The following is a 15120-nucleotide window of genomic DNA, read 5'->3' on the forward strand; positions in this document are numbered from 1 at the left end:
AAAGGTGTTGTTTAGTCCAAAAAATATGTCCCGGAGTCCAGCGCATGAACGATCCTATCCCTTTCCAGGTTGACCGCCTGTCGGCGTTGCTGGATCGTTTCCGCGTGCGCGCCACGTTGTTCCACACGGGCGCGTTATGCGGCACCCAGGCTTTCGAGCCTGTGCCGGGACGCGGCTTTCTGCATGTGTTGCGCCGAGGCGAGATGGAAGTGCGGCACCGGCCGGGCGAGACCGCCACGCCGCGCCTGCGATTGGCCGAGCCGACCTTGTTGTTCTACCCGCGCGCCGTGCATCATGAGTTCGTGAACCCGCCGCGGGACGGTTCGGACTTCACCTGCGCGGCGCTCGATTTCGACGGCGGAGAGCGCAATCCCATCGTTCAGTCGCTGCCATCCGTGATACGGATACCGCTGGATGCGGTGGAAGGTCTGAGGCCTGCGCTGGACCTGCTCTTCGCCGAGGCGGATCACGTGCGCTGCGGTTCGCGTTTGCTGGCCGACCGCTTGTTCGAGGTGGTGCTGATCCAATTGTTGAGGTGGATACTCGATCACCCGCAGGAAGCGGGCGTGACCGGCGGCCTGGTAATGGGGCTGGCGGATCCTCGCCTGGCCCGGGCATTGGTGGCGCTGCATCGGTCTCCTTGCGAAGAGTGGTCCCTGGCCAGGATGGCGACGATGGCAGGCATGTCTCGCAGCGCATTCGCGGCGGCCTTCAAGGAAGCAACGGGCTCTACGCCTGCGGCCTATCTGACGGACTGGAGGTTGAGCCTGGCGGCGTCCATGATGCGATCGGGGCGCGCCGTCAAGCTGGTGGCCGCGGAGTTGGGGTTCGCCAGCGCATCGTCGCTGTCCAAGGCATTCCGCCAACGGATGGGCGTGTCGCCGCGGGAATGGCTGACCGCCAAGGTTTGAAGTCTGTCCGCAGACGCCCATGTCATCGTGATAATATTGACCTATGACAAAACAACGGACGGCATAAGCGTTATGCAGAACGCGGGCCGTCATTCCTACGCGAGGTTCAGGCATGAGCGAGCACGGCCCGGAACAAGACAACGGCACCCAGACACAGCATGACCAGCATGGCCGCTGGCCGCAGGCGCAGACGGTCGAGGACTTCCGGCACAACCTGGCTACGGTCTATGAGCGCATCGCCAACGCGGCCCGGCGCGCCGGCCGCGACCCCGCGGCGGTGCGCCTGCTGCCGGTGAGCAAGACCGTGGAAGAAGCGCGCATCAGGCTCGCCTACGAGGCCGGGTGCCGCTATCTCGGCGAGAACAAGCTTCAGGAAGTGTCCCGAAAATGGGAAGCGATGGCGGACCTGACCGATCTGAAGTGGTCGGTCATTGGCCACCTGCAGACCAACAAGGCCAAGCTCGTGGCCCGCTATGCGGCCGAGTTTCAAGCGCTGGACAGCCTCCGCGTTGCGGAGGCGCTGGATCGCCGGCTGCAGGCGGAAGGTCGGCAGCTGGACGTGTTTGTGCAGGTCAACACATCCGGTGAAGCCAGCAAGTACGGGTTGCAGCCGGACGAGACGGCGGCATTCCTGCGCGAACTGCCGGCGTTCTCGGGACTGCGCGTGCGCGGCTTGATGACCCTGGCGCTGTTCTCGGCCGAGGCGGCGCGCGTACGTCAGTGCTTTGTGTTGCTGCGAGACTTGCGCGATCAGTTGCGTCAGGATGCGCCTTCGGGGATAGGCCTGGATGAATTGTCCATGGGCATGTCCGGCGACTACGAGATCGCCATCGAGGAAGGGGCCACCGTGGTACGTGTCGGGCAAGCCATCTTCGGGGCGCGCAACACGCCCGATTCGTACTATTGGCCGACCGAAAGCGGCGCGGAGTCGCGCTCGCCCAACGGGCAGGAGTAACGCGCATGCCGGTGTATCGACTCATCATCAGGCGCGACGGCCGCCTGATCGGACACTTCGAATCTACCGCCGCTTCCGCGCTAGCCGACAGCCGCGACATCGCGGCGCGGCTGCCGGCCAAGGACGGCTACCAACTCAGCCTGCAGGTTGCAGACGGCGAACGGCGTCTGCTGGAAAGCACGCCCCAGGGGATCCGGCTGCTGGCGTCGGAAAACCTGTTCGTTTCTACGCCCGACGGCTTGCTGGGCGGCCTGGACGGCCACCCGAACCCGCAATAGGAGAGCCCCGAATGAGTCTGAACGCAGTGGCGATCCGCCACGTTCCTTTTGAAGACCTGGGCATCCTGGCGCCTATCCTGGCTGAACGCGGCTACAGCGTGCAATACCTGGATGCCGGCATCGACGCTATCGACGCCGCCACCCTGGGCAACGCCGACCTCGTCGTGGTCCTGGGCGGGCCGATCGGAGTCTACGAAACCGGCCGCTATCCCTTTCTAGAGTTGGAGTTGCGCACCATCGCGCACCGCTTGCGGCTGGACAAGCCCACGCTGGGCATCTGCCTGGGCGCGCAACTCATGGCGGCGGCCCTGGGCGCGGAGGTAGTGTCCACCGGCCGCGCGGAAATCGGCTATGCGCCGCTGACGCTCACGCCCCAAGGGCAGGAATCCGTATTGAGCGCGGTCGAGTCCGTGCCCGTGCTGCATTGGCACGGAGACCAGTTCGCTATTCCCGAGGGAGCGGCGCGCCTGGCTGAAACGCCGGGTTTCCCGAACCAGGCGTACGCGCTTGGAGCGAGGATACTGGGCCTGCAATTCCATCTGGAGGCGGATGCCACGCAGATCGAACGCTGGCTGATCGGTCATGCCTGCGAGCTAAGCCTGCGCCATATCGATCCCGCAGCGATCCGGGAGGACGCGCGGCGTTACGGTCAACGGCTTGAACGCAGCGCGCGCCTCGTGATGGAACGGTGGCTGGACCAGATCTGAGTTTTCCCCTGCGTTGGCGCCTTTGGGGCAACCGGGCTCCTTAGACGTCATCGCCTCGCCCAGGTGTCTTTGGGGCGCGCCGCGCCCCGCTTTTGCCCGCCGCAGCCTTGCGGCTGTCGGCATTTCAATCGGCCGCCATTCCTCACGCTGGACCTAAGGGTTAAACCCAGTAGCCGCCCAGGTGCGTGATCAATAGGATCCCGTTTTATATAAATGGGATCCCATTTGTATGTGTCACTTTCTTTGGACGGACTGCACATGACCAGCATCGACACCATTACAGGCAAGAAGATCATCAACGAGGGCGGCCGCGCAGGCCCGCTGACCGAAGACCACCAGGGCATGCGCGCCCATCACGAGGATGATCTCGAGTGGACCAACCTGCGTTACGAAGGCCAGTTCGCGAAGATGATGTTCCATCCGACGGCGGAGGATCCAACGATTCCGAATGCGGGCATCGTGCGGTACGAAAAGGGTTCCGGGCACCCGCTGCACAACCACTACTTCGCGCAGGTCTGGTACATCCTGGACGGAAAATTCTTGATTGAAGGCAAGCTCTACGGCAAGGGATCCATGATCTTCCACCCGGACCCCCACTTCGAAAGCGCGCTGGAGACGATCGAGGCCGGCTCCATCCTGTACGTGCAATACGTGGGCCCGCACACCCGCCAGGGCGCGATCTACGAAGGCCGCTTCAACGTCAGCGAAAGAAAGAGCCTGGCCGAAGAAACCACCGCGGTCTAGCCGGACGGTAAGCCTGCCGACTACCGGGCCCCAAGCCCTGCGCGCAGCAGGGCATGGCCCAGGCGCCGGCGCAAAAAAAAATATTGGAGACCAGAGATGAAAGCCATCTCAGAACAGCCTTCCTCGCGCTCGAAGAAGCACTACGTGACCGCGGGTCTTTCCAGCATGATCGGGACCACCATCGAGTGGTATGACTTCTTTCTTTACGGCATTGCGGCAGCACTGATTTTCAACAAGATCTACTTTCCCGCCATTGATCCCATCAGCGGGACCTTGGCGGCATTTGGGACCTATGCTGTCGGCTTTATTGCGCGGCCCTTGGGCGGAATCGTGTTCGGCCACTTCGGCGACCGCGTCGGACGCAAGTCGATGCTGATGATCAGCCTGATGCTGATGGGCGTGCCCACTATCCTGATCGGCTTGACACCAAGCTACGAGGCGATCGGCTATTGGGGCGCCGTGGCTCTCGTCTTCTTCCGTTTTCTCCAGGGACTGGCCGTGGGCGGCGAATGGGGCGGTGCCGTTCTGATGGCGGTGGAGCATGCGCCCGAAGGCAAGAAGGGATTGTTCGGCAGCTTGCCGCAGGTGGGCGTTGCTCCCGGCTTGATCCTGTCTTCGCTTGCGATGGGCGCCGTCTCGCGGTTGCCGGAAGCAGACATGCTGAGCTGGGGATGGCGGCTGCCGTTCCTGGCAAGCGTATTCCTGCTACTGGTGGGGTGGTACATCCGCGCCAAGGTCAGCGAATCGCCGGAGTTCAAGCAGGCCCAGGCCCAACCCAGGCAGGATGCGCTGCCTTTGAAGACGGTGCTGGCACAGCACAAGGGTCCCGTGCTGACCGCGCTGGTCGCGTGCATATCCGAAAAGACCTGGTTCTACACGCTGGCGACGTTCTCATTGACCTATGCCGTGGGCACGCTGGGCCTGCCTCGCGAGACCATATTGACCGGGGTCATCTGGGGCGCGGTGGCGGCGCTGTTCACCATTCCATTATTCGGCCTGCTGGGCGACGTGATCAGCAAGCGCGCGATATTCATCGCCGGCGCCCTGGGCATTTCATTGTTCAGCTCGACGTTCTTCTCGTTGCTGGGTGAAAAGACCTCTTATCACACGAACATCGCGATGGTGGTGGCCTTCGGCGTGGTCTATGCCGCGATGTACGCGCAGGAGTCCAGTCTATTCTCCAGCATGTTTCCGCCTGCGGTCCGCTATACCGGGATATCGCTGGCCGTGCAGATAGGTGGAGCAATTGGAGGCGGCACTGCGCCGCTGGTGGCGACGTACCTGCTGTCGCTGGGCGACGGATCGCCGCGGCTGATCGTGCTTTACCTGGTCGGACTTGGCCTGATCGCGGCGGGCTGCGGCATTTTGATGCGCCCCTATGGGCAGCAACGCGCCGCGGTCAGCGCGAAACTGGCTAGCGCCGCGTCTCCATCCATTCGATAACGAGCTCGGTCGTCCGGGAAATATGCGTGGCCATCGCCTCTCGCGCGGCGGGGCCATTGCGCAGGGTCAGGGCGGCGATGATGTCCTCGTGCTGCTTGATGTTCTCTTCCATCAGGCGGGGCGGCATCTTGGAGGCGAAGCCCAGCACGTTGGACACGATGCTGCCTTGCAATTCGCCGACCAGCTCATGCAGCCGCTCGTTATGGCTGGCCTGGGTGATCAAGCTATGGAACTTGGCGTTGAACTTGAGCCAGTCGGAACCGCTTTCGCTGCGCACGCGCGAGCGCAAGGCGTCCGCATAATGCTTCTGGTGTTGCGCCAGCAGCTCCAGGTCTTTGTCGTCGATCCAGTCGACCGCCAACTGTGCGGCCAGCCCTTCGAGTTCTGCGCGGATCTGGAAGGCTTCGCGGATCGCCCGGATGGACGGCACGGTGACCACGGCGCGTCCGGTGCTGGTCAGCGTGATGGCTCGGCGCGCTTCGAGAAACCGCAGCGCCTCCCGGATGGGGGTGCGGCTGGTTTCGAACTCGGTCGCAAGCTCGTATTGGCTCAAGGCATCGCCGGGCAGGTATTGCCCGTTCCTGATCCGCCGCAGAATCTCTTCCGAGATCTCGATCGAGGATCTAGACGTGTTCCTGGTCTCGCTCATGCTCGAATCCGTGTCGCTTCCTGTGCGTGTCGGCAGGCGCTCTACGGTACGCGGATTGCCAAGCCTATACATGCGCCTGGGCTACGCGTTGCGCCCTTTCGCCGGCATGGTAGCACGCGGCTTTCGAGCGAATTGGGGCCGAAGCTACCGCCGCGGTCGGCGGACTTCAGGGCGCTTTTGCAGCCATTCGACCACGAACTCTCCGGACTCGTGGATATGGCTGCGCATGGCCGCGCGCGAGGCGGCGGCGTCGCGCGCCGTCAGCGCTGCAACGATGGCCGCATGGTGTTCGATGTTCTTCTTCATGCGGGCTTCGTACATGCCCAGCACGGTCATGTTGAGGATGTTCTTGGTGTAGTCGGTGTGCAGGTCCTTGATGATGCGTTCCAGCGACGGGTTGTCGGCGGCGCGGAAGATCAGGGCGTGGAATTCCTGGTTCTTGATGACCCAGTGCCGCATGGACGCGGCGGCATGGCTCGGCGCGCCAGCGCCTCCCTCATTGACCTCGGCATACAGCGCGGTGACGGCATGCGCGCACTCGGTATGGGTGGAGTGCAGCCGTTGCAGGTCTGCGTCGGAAATCCAGCGCGCCGCCAGCTCGGCGGCCATGCCTTCGAGTTCGCCGCGCAGCCAGTAGTTCGCGCCGATGTCCTTGACGGTCGGCGCGACTACCGTGGCGCCGTAACGCGGCTGCTGCACGATCAGGCCCTTGATCTCCAACTGCCGGAATGCTTCGCGCACCGGCGTGCGGCTGACGTCGTATTCCTCTGCCAGGCTTTCCTGCCGCAGCTTCTGCCCGGGCGCATAGGCGCCATTGAAGATCTTTGCGGAGATGGACTCCACCAGGTGCTGCACCAACTCTTCGGCGGCGGGATATGCGCGATCCATGGCCTGACTTCCTTATCCGGTAACGATCATGCGGCTATTTTGCAGGTTCCGCGGAGAATACCAGCGCCCACTTCTTTTGCTCCAGGCGCATGCGTTCCAGGAAGACCTGTGAACCCGGGGGCATGGGCTGGCTGCCCTGCGCGTACAACTGTGCCATGCCCTGGCTCCCCGCGACTGCGTGCATGGCGCGCTCCAGCTTGTCGAGTATGTCCTGGGGCGTTGCGGCGGGCGCGACCAGTCCGGAGATCGAGCCGACGTCGAATTCAGCGCCCAGGCTTTCGCGGGCCGCGGGAACGTCCGGCAGATTCGGCACCCTTTGGCCCGACGTTACGCCCAACGCCCGCATCTTGCCGGACTGGATGAACGGTCCGGCGACCACGGTCTCCACCGCGGTTACGTCCACCACGCCGGACAGCAGGGCGGTGGCGGCTTCGGCGCCGCTTTTGTAGGGCACGTGCATCAGCGTGGCGCCGGTCTGCTGCTGCATCAGGGCGAAAACCTGGTGTATCGACGTGCCCTGGCCGGAACTGGCGAACGAAACGGCGTCGGGGCGGCTGCGGGCGCGGGCGATCAACGCGGGCAGATCCTGGACCTGAGAGTTTTCTGGAACGACCAGGGCCAGAGGCGTGTTGGCGATCATGGAGACGTAGGCGAAGTCCTTGAGCGCGTCGTAGTTCAGCTGCTTGTGGATGAGCGGATTGACGGCGACCATGCCGTTCGTGATCACCATCAGCGTGTAGCCGTCGGGCTTGGCCCGGGCCACGATGTCCGCGGCGATGTTGCCACCGGCGCCGGGCTTGTTCTCCACGACCACGGGCTGGCCCAGCTCGGCTTGCAGCTGTTTGGCCACCGTGCGGGCCGTGAGGTCGGTGATGCCGCCCGCGCCGAAGGGCACGACCAGCGTGATGGGCCGATCCGGCCAGGCGGCCGCAAGGGTGGGAGCGGACAGCGTGAACGACAGCGCAAGCGTCAGGGACGCAAGGCAGGCGCGCGGGTTGGGGGCGTGCATGGTGTTTGTCTCCTTGGTTTTTTCTGGTTCTGGGCGGACGGCATGTCGGGGCCGCCCCGCCGGCCCGCGGATATCAGTGTTCGAGGTCCTGCTCGGTGATTTCCGGCAGATCTCCCTTGATGTTCATGCGGCCTTCGTACACCGGCCGGCCGCCGGTCGTGGGGCCCTGGTACTGCACGAAGAACAGCGTGCCGCCGGTCTCGGTGCTGAGCGCCTCCTCGATGTGGGGATCCGGATGAAAGACGACGGTGCCGGGGCCGTACTGTTTGCCGCCCATGTTGAATTCGCCCTCGATGACGTACCAGACCTGCGCAAAGTCGTGCTTATGGAGCCGGAATCCCGCGCCAGGTTCATAGCGCAGAAAGCCGGCATTGGGTTCGGTGGGGCGTTCTTCCCGCGTATGGAAGAGGAACTTCGTCTTGTTCTTGAATCTGCCCATTTCCCATTCCATGTCTTCCGGCCTGCGGTACTCGGGCATGTGATGGGTCTGCGCGGGGTCGAGAACATCGTTGCTGCTCATGGCTTGCTCCTTCGTGAATTGGCGAGGAAAGTCTATCGGCGTTGCCCGGGAATTACTGGATACAAGATTTGCCGTTGGCAGCGCGCGCGAGATATCAGGCACCCAGGAAATAGGTATTGGACCGGCCCGCGCGGCCTCCCTAGACTGCAAGCCGACATGGAGAAGCGAGCTATGCATTTGAAGGGAATCATCGGGTATCTGCTCACGCCTTGCGACGAAAGCGGCGGGGTGGACCATGCGCTATTGGAGGAGCACGTCGAGCGCTTGATCGGCGAAGGCGTGCATGCCCTGGCGCCATTGGGCAGTGTGGGCTGTCTGCCGTACCTGGACGATGGCGAGCGCGAGGCGGTCATCGACACAGTCATCGGCGCGGCACGCGGACGTGTGCCAGTGCTTGCGGGCGTCTCCAGTTTGAGCACCGCCAGCACCGTGCGACATGCGCGCTATGCGGAATGCGCGGGCGCGGCTGCCCTGCAGCTATTGCCCAGCACCTACTGGAAGCTGACCCAGGACGAGATCCTTGCCTACTACCGCGAAGTCTGCGAGTCGGTATCCACGCCGGTGATGGTCTACAACAATCCGTTCACCACGGGCATGGACCTGTCTGTCGAGTTCCTGGCCCGGCTGGCCGAACTGCCCAATGTCACCATGATCAAGGAAAGCAGCCCCGATCCAGCCAAGATCGCAAGGTTGCGGGCGGCTTGCCCGGCAAAGACGGCCGTGTACATCGGCTTGAACTGCATGGCGCGCACGGGATTCGCGGAAGGCGCTGCGGGCTGGTGCACCGCATCGGCCAACATCAGCGCATCGCACGCCCTGAATCTCTACCGCTGTGCGACGGCTGGGGACGCGCGCGGCGCTGATGAATGGTTTGCCCGGCAGATCGACCTGTTGAACTTCCTGATGGGCCATGGCTTGCCCAGGACCGTCGCCGCGGGCCTGCAATTACGCGGCTTTGACCCCGGGCGCCTGCGCGCGCCGCTGGCGCCACTGGCCGCGGAACCGGAACAACGGCTTCTTGAAATCCTCAAAAAAATGGAGATAGTTCGATGAACAAGGGATTGCGCCGCTGGACGGCGGCTTTGTTGGGCGTGGTGATTCCGGCCGCGGTGGCCTGGGCGGGCCCTTATCCCGATCAGCCCATACGCCTGATCGTGCCCTTTGGCGCGGGCGGCGTGACGGATACGACGGCGCGCGTGTTTGCCGAGGGCCTGACACGCGAGCTGGGCCAGCCCGTCGTGGTCGAGAATCGGGGCGGCGCGGGCGGCTCCATTGCTGCGGGCGCGGTGGCGAAGTCGCCGGCCGATGGCTACACGCTGCTGGTGATCACCAACGGCATGGTCGCCGTGAATCCGCTGATCTACAAGAAGCTGCCTTACGATCCGAACAAGGACTTCACCTACGTTGCCATGCTGGCCAATACGCCTACCGTGCTGGCGGTGGGAGTGGAGAGTCCGTACGCGTCTCTGCCCGATATCATCAAGGCCGCTTCGGCGCAGGCGGACAAGATCGCGTTTTCCACCGCGGGCGAAGGTTCCGACAATTACCAGGTGCTGGAGCTGCTGCAACAGGCTACCGGCGTAAAGATGCTGCACGTGCCCTACAAGAGCGGTTCGGAGTCCATGACGGCGGTGATGAGCCGCAACACGGACCTGACGGCGGTTTCGGCCGTCACGGCCGTAGGTTTCATCGAGGCAAAGCAGATCCGTCCGTTTGCCGTGACTTCGTCGCGGCGCCTGCCCAATCTTCCTGATGTCCCCACCGTTAAGGAAGTGCTGGGCAAGGACGTGCAGGGCGGGTCGCTGTCTGGCATTGCCGTGCCCAAGGGCACGCCGGTTGAGGTTGTCGCGCGCCTGAATGCGGCCATTGCCGCGGTCGCCAAGAGCGCTTCGGTGCGGGACAAGATCTATGCGCGAGGCAGTGAGCCCGTGGATGGCGCGCAGGAAGCATTTGAACGCAAGGTCGTCGCGGAACAGAAGAAATGGGCGGACATCCTGTCCCGCCCGGCACAGTGAGGCGTTACGCGGTTTGCGGACCCAGCAGCTCGCGCGCCAAGTCGTTGAACCAGCGGACTGCAGGGTTCATCGATTCGGCGGGCGCCGCCAGCGCCATGGCGTAAGTCAATGGCAAGTCCGATTCGTCGGCAAGATCCACATAGGCCACGTTGTCGATGGCGATGCGGCGCAGCGCCGCCGGCACGATGGCGATGCCCAGGCCGGCGGCGATGAGCGGCAGGCTGATGAGGGCGTGGGATGATTCCTGCAATACCCGCGGATGGAACCCGGCGCGCTGGCACGCAGCGACGATTTCACCGGCGAAGCCGGGGCTGTCGGAATGCGCCAGCGCCACCAGTGTTTCGTCCGTCAGGTTCGACAGCCTGACCTGCTGCATGCCGGCCACGCGATGGCCAGCCGGCACGGCCAGAACCATCCGCTCCCGCCGCAAGGCGGTGATCGCGATGCCCGGCACACCGGAGGCGGGCGGCACCAGGAACGCCGCGTCCAGCTCGCCGCGCTGAAGCCCGGCCAGGATGCTGACGGTGCTGCCACTGCTCAGACGCAGGCGGATATGCGGAAAGCGCTGGGTGAACTCCGGGAGCATGCGTGGCAGCAAGTGAAGGGCTGCGCTGGGCACGGCGCATACCCGAAGCGCGCCCATGCGTCCCTCAGCCGCGTCGCGCGCGGCTTGCAGCGCGGCGTCGGCGCCCTCCAGCAGCCGCTTTGCTTCGCGCAGGAAGGCGCCGCCGGCGACGGTTAGGCGCACACCCAGACGATCCCTTTCGAACAGGTCGGCCCCGATCTCAGCTTCAAGCCGCTTGATGGCTACGCTGAGCGGCGGCTGCGTCATATGCAGCCGCGCCGCCGCTTTGCGATAGTTCAGCTCCGTGGCCAGAACGACGAACTGCCTGAGTTGCCTGAAATCCATGTCGATCTCCGCGTGCGGCTTTTTGATATGGCCGCCGTGTCATGCACGCAGCCATCAGCCATGCGCGCGTTGGAAGTGTGTCATGAAGTCGGCCAGCGCGGCCGCCGCGGGCAGGTCCACTGCGTTGTAGAGGCTGGCCCGGATACCGCCGGTATGCGTATGCCCCTTCAGTCCCATCAGTCCGGCGCTTTCGGCCTGGCGCAGAAACAGCGGCTCCAAGGTAGAGTCGGCCAAAAAGAACGGGACGTTGTTGATGGATCGGAATTCTGGACGCACCGCGTTGGCGTAGAAGCCGCCGCTGGCGTCGATCGCGCGGTACAGCAACCAGGCCTTGGCCTGGTTGGCCTGGTGGATGCGATCTATCCCGCCGTTGCGGCGGATCCAGCGCAGCGTCAGTCCTGTCAGGTACCAGGAAAACGTGGCGGGCGTGTTGAACATGGAATCCGCGCGCGCCGCGTGCGCGTAGTTCAGCACGTCGGGTGTGACGGACATCGCGCCATCCAGCAAGGCTTCGTCCACCACCACAACGGTAACGCCGGCCGGCCCCATGTTCTTCTGCGCGGCGGCGTAGATGAGACCGTGGCGGGACACATCGATAGGTTTGGACAACAGGCTGGAACACGCGTCGCACACCAGGGGAACCTGCGCCTCAGGCGCGGTCGCGAACTGCACGCCGTGCACGGTCTCGTTTTCCGTGTAGTGCAGGTAAGCAGCGCCGGGATCCAGCCGCCATTCAGCGGGAGCGGGAACACGGTCAAAGCCGGTAGATTCGCTGCTTGCCGCGATACGGACAGTGCAATACCGCCTGGCCGCCTCGATGGCCTTGCCCGACCACAGCCCGGTGTGCAGGTAGTCTGCCGAGGCCTTGCCGCGCAGCAGGTTCATCGGTACCTGCGAGAACTGCAGCGATGCGCCGCCCTGCAGGAAAAGCACCTTGTAGCGGTCCGGTACCTGCAGAAGGGCGCGCAGGTCCAGCTCGGCTTGGCGCGCAATATCGATGAATACGCCAGACCGATGGCTGATTTCCATGATGGACATGCCGGTCCCGGCGAAATCGAAGAACTCCTCGTGTGCTTCCTGCAGCACTTCAAGCGGCAGCGCGGCGGGACCTGCGCTGAAATTGTATGACCTTGCCATGATTCCTGATCCTGCGCCCGCCAGGCGCGGGCTCTTGCATTGTTGCGCCCGCGGTAACCGTGGCGAGCGGACGAGTCTACGGATAGAATGGCCGGCCCGGACAGGCCAGTTTTTTTTCTATGAGCAGACCGCATGGCTAAGACATTCGAGCTGGATACGCTGAAAATACGGATGAACGATGCGGAGCTCCAGCGCCTGGACCTGCATCAGCGCATCCAGCGCGCGTTGCGCGCCCTGATCCTGGATGGAGCGTTGGGGCCGGGCATCAGGCTGCCTGCCACTCGTGGTCTGGCGAAGTCTCTGGGCGTGGCTCGCGATACCGTCGAAAACGCCTATGTGCAGCTGCACCGCGACGGCTACATCGTGCGTCGCGAAGGCTCGGGCAGCTATGTGTCCGAGAAGGTGGGAACCGAGCTGCGCGGCGCCGCGCGCAAGCGATCCAAACTGGAACACGGGCTGGGCGCGGCCCAGCCGGGGGCAGGCCTGAGCCGGCGCGGCAAGATGATCCTGGACAGCGGCGGTGTTGCGGATCAGCAGGTCATCAAGGCGTTTGCCACCGGGCTGCCGGAAACGCGCACGTTTCCCACCGACGTCTGGGAGCGCCTGCAGCGCCAGGTCTTGAAGGACTACCGCGCCCACGTGCTGCTGCATGGTGATCCACAGGGCGCGGAGCCGCTACGCCGCGCCATCGCGGCCTACCTGAATCTGGAGCGGGGGGCCAAGGTCCTGCCCGAGCAGGTCCTGGTGCTTAGCAGCACGCGGCAGGCCTTGTTCCTGTGCGCGCAATTGCTGGCGGACGCGGGCAAGCCCATGCTGATGGAGAATCCCGGCTACTTCGGCGCCCGCAAGGCGTTCGAATCCGCAGAGACAAGGATCGTGCCGATCGACGTCGACGCGCAGGGCATACGCACGGACCTCCTGCGCGCGGATCGTAGCGGCGCCAATTGCGTCTACGTGACCCCGTCGCACCAATATCCCACCGGAGCGACGTTATCGCTGGAACGCAGGCTGGAGCTGATCAGTTGGGCCGCCGACCATGGAAAGTGGATCATCGAGGACGACTACGACAGCGAATTCCATTACGACGGCTTGCCCACGGCTTGCGTGCAAGGCCTGGACATGCACCAGCGCACCATTTACCTGGGCACGTTCAGCAAGACGCTGTACCCCGGCCTCAGGATGGGATACATGGCATTGCCTGCGGTCCTGGTCGATGCTTTTTCCCGGGCGCGCAGCATCATGGACGGACACACTCCGCAGATCCTGCAGCTGACGCTGGCTCGATTCATGGAAGACGGCCATTACCATTCGCATGTGCGGGCGATGCGCAAGCTATACGGCGGACGCCGCCAGGTACTGTTGGAAGCACTGGGCAAGCAGCTCGGGGGTGTGGTGCAGCCGGTCCGGCCCCCGGGCGGTCTGCAGATCCCCTGCTTGCTGGAGCGCGGATGGTCAGAGGAACAGACCATCCGCCAGGCGGAAGGGGCCGGCCTGCGCCTGCCCGGGCTGAGCCGGCTGTACGCCGGCGATTACAAACAGCCGGGCTGGTTGCTGGGCTACGCCTCGTTGACGGCCTACGAGATCGAGGCCGCCGTGCTGCGCCTGTCCAATGCCCTGAAAAGGCCAGGTTCGGCTCAGTAGGGCAGGGGGAAGCGCCGGGCCAGCCCAGCTACGCCTTCGCGGATGGCGCCAGCCGTGCGGACGTCGACGGCTCCCGCGCGCACACCGCCCAGCAAGGCCAGGATCATGTCGCCGATTTCTTGGAACTCGGCGGGCCCCATGCCGCGCGAGGTGCACGCTGCGCTGCCCACGCGGATGCCGGAGGTGACAGCAGGCTTGGCCTCGTCGTTGGGCACGGCGTTCTTGTTCAGGGTGATGCCTACCTGTTCCAGAGCCTGTTCCGCCGTGTTGCCGGCAAGCCCCCAGGGCCTGAGGTCGACCACGCCCAGATGGCAGTCGGTGCCGCCGGACACGATGGAAAGCCCGCCTTGCGCCAGCCTTGCGCACAGCACCCGCGCGTTTTCGACCACGGCGTGGGCGTACGTCCGGAAAGCGGGCTGCAACGCTTCGCCCAGGGCCACGGCCTTGGCGGCAATGATATGCATCAGCGGACCGCCTTGCAGGCCGGGGAATACCGCCGAATCGATCTTCCGGGCCAATTCGCCGTCGTTGGTCAGGATCATGCCGCCGCGCGGGCCGCGCAGCGTCTTGTGCGTGGTGGTGGTTGTGACATGCGCGTGCGGCACTGGCGAGGGATATGCCCCGGCCGCGGCCAACCCGGCGAAGTGCGCCATGTCCGCCATGAATATTGCGCCCACGTCATCGGCTATGGCGCGAAAGCGCGCGAAATCCAGCGTGCGCGAGTAGGCCGAACCGCCGGCGATGATGAGCTTGGGCCGTTCCCGCCTGGCCAGGAGCTCGACTTCGTCCATGTCCACCCGATGAGTGGCGGGATCGACGCTGTAGCTCAGCGCCTGCAGCCAGCGTCCCGACATATTGACCTTGGAGCCATGGGTCAGGTGTCCACCTGCTTTCAGGTCCAGGCCGAGGATTTTGTCTCCCGGAGCCAGCAGCGCCAGATACACCGCCTGGTTGGCCTGGCTTCCAGAGTGCGGTTGCACATTGGCGTAGCGGGCGCCGAACAGCCGGGTGGCGCGCTCAATGGCGATTTCCTCGGCGATATCGGCGTTTAAGCAACCGCCGTAGTAACGGCGGCCGGGATAACCCTCCGCGTACTTGTTCGTCAATACCGAGCCCTGGACCTCCATTACCGCACGGCTGACGAAGTTCTCGGAGGCGATCAGTTCGATCGAATGCATCTGGCGGCGCCGTTCGGCGTCGATGGCGCCCCAGATGCCGGGATCGGCTTGCGACAGGGGCTGGGCGCCGACGCAAGGCAGCGCGAGGGTGTCGGGGAGGGCGGTGTCGGTCACGATGATTCCAGTATTGATAGA

16 protein-coding genes are annotated in these 15120 nt (G+C 64.3%); 9 read left to right on the top strand and 7 right to left on the bottom strand.

Annotation, left to right across the window (positions count from 1 at the left end):
- Positions 1-44 precede the first annotated feature (44 nt).
- The 6 genes from CEY08_RS09250 to CEY08_RS09275 all read left to right on the top strand — a co-directional run bounded on the left by CEY08_RS09250 (position 45) and on the right by CEY08_RS09275 (position 5038).
- Entirely contained in the window at positions 45-911 is an 867-nt protein-coding gene (locus CEY08_RS09250) for an AraC family transcriptional regulator (protein ID WP_042795290.1), read from the top strand.
- Positions 912-1023: 112 nt separating this feature from the next.
- A complete protein-coding gene (locus CEY08_RS09255) occupies positions 1024-1866 on the top strand; it encodes a YggS family pyridoxal phosphate-dependent enzyme (RefSeq protein ID WP_076817455.1) in 843 nt (280 codons plus the stop codon).
- A 5-nt stretch (positions 1867-1871) separates the two neighbouring features.
- Positions 1872-2144 (top strand): hypothetical protein, encoded by a 273-nt coding sequence (locus CEY08_RS09260; protein WP_042795288.1) that lies wholly within the window; start codon positions 1872-1874, stop codon positions 2142-2144.
- A gap of 11 nt (positions 2145-2155) precedes the next feature.
- Positions 2156-2851, top strand: coding sequence for a glutamine amidotransferase (locus tag CEY08_RS09265; RefSeq protein WP_076817457.1), 696 nt, complete (start codon positions 2156-2158; stop codon positions 2849-2851).
- A gap of 258 nt (positions 2852-3109) precedes the next feature.
- Positions 3110-3595 carry a cupin domain-containing protein gene (locus tag CEY08_RS09270; protein WP_063639505.1) on the top strand — a complete coding sequence of 162 codons (486 nt, stop codon included), beginning with the start codon at positions 3110-3112 and terminating at the stop codon, positions 3593-3595.
- Positions 3596-3691: 96 nt separating this feature from the next.
- Positions 3692-5038: an MFS transporter gene (locus CEY08_RS09275; protein WP_076817459.1), complete on the top strand. Its 1347-nt coding sequence runs from the start codon at positions 3692-3694 to the stop codon at positions 5036-5038.
- Here CEY08_RS09275 and CEY08_RS09280 read toward each other — a convergent pair.
- The 4 genes from CEY08_RS09280 to CEY08_RS09295 all read right to left on the bottom strand — a co-directional run bounded on the left by CEY08_RS09280 (position 5010) and on the right by CEY08_RS09295 (position 8104).
- Entirely contained in the window at positions 5010-5687 is a 678-nt protein-coding gene (locus tag CEY08_RS09280; protein WP_042795284.1) for a GntR family transcriptional regulator, read from the bottom strand. The two genes, CEY08_RS09275 and CEY08_RS09280, sit on opposite strands and share 29 nt — an antisense overlap.
- 144 nt (positions 5688-5831) lie before the next feature.
- On the bottom strand, positions 5832-6575 hold the full coding sequence (locus CEY08_RS09285; protein WP_063639506.1) for a GntR family transcriptional regulator: 744 nt from the start codon (positions 6573-6575) through the stop codon (positions 5832-5834).
- Between the two features lie 34 nt (positions 6576-6609).
- Positions 6610-7584, bottom strand: a complete 975-nt coding sequence (locus CEY08_RS09290) for a Bug family tripartite tricarboxylate transporter substrate binding protein (RefSeq protein WP_076817462.1) — start codon at positions 7582-7584, stop codon at positions 6610-6612.
- Positions 7585-7657: 73 nt separating this feature from the next.
- The gene (locus CEY08_RS09295) at positions 7658-8104 is read right to left on the bottom strand and encodes a cupin domain-containing protein (RefSeq protein ID WP_076817464.1); all 447 of its coding nucleotides are present in this window, start codon (positions 8102-8104) and stop codon (positions 7658-7660) included.
- A 171-nt stretch (positions 8105-8275) separates the two neighbouring features.
- Between CEY08_RS09295 and CEY08_RS09300 the strand changes: the two genes are divergently transcribed.
- Positions 8276-9157: a dihydrodipicolinate synthase family protein gene (locus CEY08_RS09300; RefSeq protein WP_076817466.1), complete on the top strand. Its 882-nt coding sequence runs from the start codon at positions 8276-8278 to the stop codon at positions 9155-9157.
- The gene (locus tag CEY08_RS09305; protein ID WP_076817468.1) at positions 9154-10119 is read left to right on the top strand and encodes a Bug family tripartite tricarboxylate transporter substrate binding protein; all 966 of its coding nucleotides are present in this window, start codon (positions 9154-9156) and stop codon (positions 10117-10119) included. Before CEY08_RS09300 ends, CEY08_RS09305 begins: the two co-directional genes overlap by 4 nt.
- 4 nt (positions 10120-10123) lie before the next feature.
- On the opposite strand, the gene CEY08_RS09310 is transcribed toward CEY08_RS09305, so the two are convergent.
- The gene (locus tag CEY08_RS09310) at positions 10124-11029 is read right to left on the bottom strand and encodes a LysR family transcriptional regulator (RefSeq protein ID WP_076817471.1); all 906 of its coding nucleotides are present in this window, start codon (positions 11027-11029) and stop codon (positions 10124-10126) included.
- Between the two features lie 54 nt (positions 11030-11083).
- A complete protein-coding gene (serC, locus tag CEY08_RS09315) occupies positions 11084-12166 on the bottom strand; it encodes a 3-phosphoserine/phosphohydroxythreonine transaminase (protein WP_076817473.1) in 1083 nt (360 codons plus the stop codon).
- Positions 12167-12298: 132 nt separating this feature from the next.
- On the opposite strand from serC, the gene pdxR reads away from it, so the two are divergent.
- Entirely contained in the window at positions 12299-13807 is a 1509-nt protein-coding gene (pdxR, locus tag CEY08_RS09320) for a MocR-like pyridoxine biosynthesis transcription factor PdxR (protein WP_076817475.1), read from the top strand.
- Here pdxR and CEY08_RS09325 read toward each other — a convergent pair.
- Positions 13801-15099 (bottom strand): serine hydroxymethyltransferase, encoded by a 1299-nt coding sequence (locus CEY08_RS09325; RefSeq protein ID WP_076817478.1) that lies wholly within the window; start codon positions 15097-15099, stop codon positions 13801-13803. The genes pdxR and CEY08_RS09325 overlap by 7 nt on opposite strands.
- Positions 15100-15120: the final 21 nt, after the last annotated feature.

Source organism: Achromobacter insolitus (assembly GCF_002209555.1).
Lineage (GTDB): Bacteria > Pseudomonadota > Gammaproteobacteria > Burkholderiales > Burkholderiaceae_B > Achromobacter > Achromobacter insolitus.

What these genes read in the sequence shown, in the direction of transcription:
- CEY08_RS09250 (WP_042795290.1), top strand. Translation starts at nt 45, where the DNA reads ATGAACGATCCTATCCCTTTCCAGGTTGACCGCCTGTCGGCGTTGCTG.
- CEY08_RS09255 (WP_076817455.1), top strand. Translation starts at nt 1,024, where the DNA reads ATGAGCGAGCACGGCCCGGAACAAGACAACGGCACCCAGACACAGCAT.
- CEY08_RS09260 (WP_042795288.1), top strand. Translation starts at nt 1,872, where the DNA reads ATGCCGGTGTATCGACTCATCATCAGGCGCGACGGCCGCCTGATCGGA.
- CEY08_RS09265 (WP_076817457.1), top strand. Translation starts at nt 2,156, where the DNA reads ATGAGTCTGAACGCAGTGGCGATCCGCCACGTTCCTTTTGAAGACCTG.
- CEY08_RS09270 (WP_063639505.1), top strand. Translation starts at nt 3,110, where the DNA reads ATGACCAGCATCGACACCATTACAGGCAAGAAGATCATCAACGAGGGC.
- CEY08_RS09275 (WP_076817459.1), top strand. Translation starts at nt 3,692, where the DNA reads ATGAAAGCCATCTCAGAACAGCCTTCCTCGCGCTCGAAGAAGCACTAC.
- CEY08_RS09280 (WP_042795284.1), bottom strand. Translation starts at nt 5,687, where the DNA reads ATGAGCGAGACCAGGAACACGTCTAGATCCTCGATCGAGATCTCGGAA.
- CEY08_RS09285 (WP_063639506.1), bottom strand. Translation starts at nt 6,575, where the DNA reads ATGGATCGCGCATATCCCGCCGCCGAAGAGTTGGTGCAGCACCTGGTG.
- CEY08_RS09290 (WP_076817462.1), bottom strand. Translation starts at nt 7,584, where the DNA reads ATGCACGCCCCCAACCCGCGCGCCTGCCTTGCGTCCCTGACGCTTGCG.
- CEY08_RS09295 (WP_076817464.1), bottom strand. Translation starts at nt 8,104, where the DNA reads ATGAGCAGCAACGATGTTCTCGACCCCGCGCAGACCCATCACATGCCC.
- CEY08_RS09300 (WP_076817466.1), top strand. Translation starts at nt 8,276, where the DNA reads ATGCATTTGAAGGGAATCATCGGGTATCTGCTCACGCCTTGCGACGAA.
- CEY08_RS09305 (WP_076817468.1), top strand. Translation starts at nt 9,154, where the DNA reads ATGAACAAGGGATTGCGCCGCTGGACGGCGGCTTTGTTGGGCGTGGTG.
- CEY08_RS09310 (WP_076817471.1), bottom strand. Translation starts at nt 11,029, where the DNA reads ATGGATTTCAGGCAACTCAGGCAGTTCGTCGTTCTGGCCACGGAGCTG.
- serC (WP_076817473.1), bottom strand. Translation starts at nt 12,166, where the DNA reads ATGGCAAGGTCATACAATTTCAGCGCAGGTCCCGCCGCGCTGCCGCTT.
- pdxR (WP_076817475.1), top strand. Translation starts at nt 12,299, where the DNA reads ATGGCTAAGACATTCGAGCTGGATACGCTGAAAATACGGATGAACGAT.